This window comes from uncultured Mucilaginibacter sp., assembly GCF_903913935.1.
Lineage (GTDB): Bacteria > Bacteroidota > Bacteroidia > Sphingobacteriales > Sphingobacteriaceae > Mucilaginibacter.
Genome location: NZ_CAIWNH010000494.1, coordinates 1 through 3,376 on the forward strand (window position 1 = coordinate 1; position 3,376 = coordinate 3,376).

General features: G+C 38.1%; 3 protein-coding genes. All 3 read right to left on the reverse strand.

The genetic code is table 11. The annotated features are described in order from the left end of the window. Nucleotides 1–634, reverse strand: a 634-nt coding sequence (locus QZY09_RS20020) for a DUF262 domain-containing protein (RefSeq protein WP_295675319.1), incomplete at its 3' end; no start/stop codon positions are given. A gap of 19 nt (nt 635–653) precedes the next feature. Continuing rightward, nucleotides 654–1,859, reverse strand: coding sequence for a restriction endonuclease subunit S (locus QZY09_RS20025; protein ID WP_295675321.1), 1,206 nt, complete (start codon nt 1,857–1,859; stop codon nt 654–656). Continuing rightward, a partial coding sequence (locus QZY09_RS20030; RefSeq protein WP_295675323.1) for an N-6 DNA methylase occupies nt 1,850–3,376 on the reverse strand: 1,527 nt, incomplete at its 5' end. The genes QZY09_RS20030 and QZY09_RS20025, both read right to left, overlap by 10 nt.

Sequence of the window (3,376 nt, forward strand, 5' to 3'; positions counted from 1 at the left end):
AGTAGTTAAACTTAACAGCTTTAAAAGCACCTTCTTTATCAAAAAAGTATTTGTCAAAGTATTTAGAGATTACAAAATAATTTTCTTTTAAGTTAGACTGTGTTATGTTGACTATATCGTCTTTGCTAATGGAGGTTGAGTCAAATATTTTTTTGATAATCGAATTTCGATCTTCGTTAGAAATCTTGAAATGTTTTACACTGGCTAAATCTTCTTCGTAAATTTTGGTGCCGATTAACTTTTCTATGTTTAAACCGCCAGTATTGTTAGCTATTCCTATATGATATAGTTTAATGAGTATAAGCAATATCGTTGTTAACCTTTGTTGGCCATCTACTATATAAATGTTCCCTTGCTGCTCATTGAGCATAACCGTATTTAGAAAATAGGCTTTAAAATTTTCTTCAACATCTTTTAGTATTTTGGGAAGTTCTTCTGTTTGATCTCGCTTGTTAAATTTTAGGTTATTTTCAAACCGCAATTCGATATCAACCAGCAACTGCGTTACTATTTTATAGTCCTTTTCGTTGTCATTCCATCGATAATCCCGTTGGTAAACATCCAGACTGTATGGTTTGCTTTTTCCGAATATGTAATTAATGTCTCTTTCTTCGACTTCTATAAGTTTTGCCATTTTTATGTTTAGGTTTAAGTTAAATTATTCTTATTTTACCGGTTAGTAGTTCCTGCATCATACCCTGCTTAAGCATTTTGCATTTAGTGAGCTTTTTTTCTAATGTGGTTATTTCTAAATCTATATCACTAAGAACCGTTGCAATGGTAGTTTGCACTTCATAATTTGGAACGGAAACATCAATTTGTTTGATTTTATTGGGGCTTATTTCTAAAAAAGTACTGCCACTTGCATTTTGCAGTAAAACACTTTTAAGTGTTAAGATAAGATAGTAGAGATATTCGTTATGATAGCCCTCTTTCGCAATTAACGATTGGAAACCTTGGTTTGTGCAGCCCTCTTGCATTAAAATACTTGCATCACCTATTCCGGCGCGTGTAGTTAAAAGTATTGTACCAATCGGCAAAATCTTTGCTGAGCAACTTAACTTTCCATCTTTTGTTATTTTTCGTTTACTCTCAAAAGAGTATTTTTCTGCACCTATTTCGGTTGGTGTGAACCAGTTAATTGTACCATTCCAATAATGCGGAATAAAAGTACTTGGTGTACCGCCCCCAACAATTTCAGCAATCTCACCTAACTTCTTGACATCCCAACCCTCTTTAGGTTTCAGCAACTGCTGCATTGCACCCCGCTTAATTGCCCGCTTTTTTTCAATAAGTCTTTCCAGGCTGGTAATTAGTGCATCGGCATCATTAAGGGCTGTGGCTATGGCTGTTTGTTCGGCTATGGCGGGCAAAGCTATTATCAATCCCCCAATTTGGTTCAATGATAAAAATGGCTGTGCGCCACCTGAAGATATTGAATCAACTATCTTTGTTTTTGAAAATATTTGCCAATAATTTAAATATTTGCCAATCAACTTTGAGGTGTCCGGTTTTATTAAAGCAACATTCTTTAAACTAAATTCATAATCAACGCTAACTAGGGCCGTTGTTGCGACGCCAGCGCCAATGTTAACCATTAGTACATCACCTTTTTCTGGGTTACACCTATTGAAAATTACTCTATGCACCTCTTCTGGAAGAAAATAACAACTATCAAAATCAATATTATTTTCTTTTACATGAATTGCGGTTATGAATGGGACGCCTATCTCAACTTTTTTTGGGGTGTCATGCGTTCCATCTGTGATTTTTTTGCAACACTCAACCAATGGTTTGATGTCCCAAATTGCAGGTATAATACCAACTTCAGTTTGTTTATACCCTTCCATCAGTTCCATAAAAAACCCATTTTAGCAAGGTGAGCATTAACTTTTTCTTCCAGTGCTTGTACTTCATTCAATTGCAACGGTAGCGGCGTTTCATACCGATCTGCCAATTCATTAATACGCTGGGTGAGCCGCTGGCTAATCCTTTGCATTTCGGTATGGATAGCATCATCCATTACCTGTATCCATTTATCATCAACAACCAAGGTTTTTATCTCGGCATCGCTTAGCTGCGGGTATTTATCCCAAACCAAAGTTTCCAACTCTTTCTTCTGTTCTTTGATCGTTTTGTTTAGTTCGGACTGTGCATCTGTTAATTTAAGATAGGCTTCCAATAATTCACGTTCATCTTTATCGAATAGGCTGCCTTTTATCTTTTTTAGCCGATCTTTTATACTGGCTGCTGTAATTTTGTCTTTATCATTTTTAGCATCAACCATCAAGCCATCTTCAGCACCATGTTCTTCTTCCATTTCCTCCAGTTGGGCAGCTATGGTATCCCTTTCGGTTTCCAGTGCTTCAATGGATTGTTTTTCTGCCGTAAAATATTTATCAACCACCAGGTATGGCTTTATCAGCTTGCTTTCAATACCCTCCAAACCGTCCACATCCTTCTTTTTGGTTGTACCCGCTTTATCTTTAGTTGATTTGGAGATTCGATACACTTCGCGCCCTGCTTTCCAACCATCATCCGAGATAACATAGACATCGTCCTGCATGGTTTCGCTCCAATAGGCCATCAGGTGCTGGTAAACATCGTATTTGTCAACCAAGCTGCGGTTGCTATATGCCAGCAGCAAATCTTCTGCAATTTCCTGTATCAGGTGCTTGGGCTTAAAGCCTATTTTTTGGTGCGTTAACTTATCGGTAGTGCGTTTGCGCCACTCAGCAAATACTTTATCCATATCCACACTAAAGGCGGTAAATTCAGGATGGTTAAAGATGGTTTGCTTAACCGCATCCTTATCCACTTTTAATACGCTATAATTAGCCCTTTCAGATTTAGCAAAAAGCAATTTGCGAAGGCTGGGATAAACTTTCCAGTATTCGTGAAGGGCATCAATATCGGCGTTAGGTATGCCGCCCAGCAGGTGCGCCTCAATATCTTGTATGTCTTCCTGCTCTTGGTTATCAATATAGCGCGGTATATTCAGGCTGTATTCATTCTTCTCATTACCTATTTCGTCAAATGAAACCAAGCGGCTGTAACCTGCTATGTTTTCGTGCTTGGTAAATACATCCACAATTTTGTGTATATCCTGCTCGCGCAATCGGTTCTTATTACCATCCTTTACAAAGCCTTTGCTGGCATCAATTATGAAAATACCTTTGCGCAAATGGGCATTTTCCTTGTCAATCACAACAATGCAAGCAGGTATAGTAGTGCCATAAAATAAATTCGCAGGCAAACCGATGATGCCTTTGTTATATCCTTTCTTCACAAGGTTCTTCCGTATCTCGCCCTCCGAACCGCCGCGAAATAAAACCCCGTGCGGCAGTATTACAGCCCCTTTACCATCGCTTTTTAG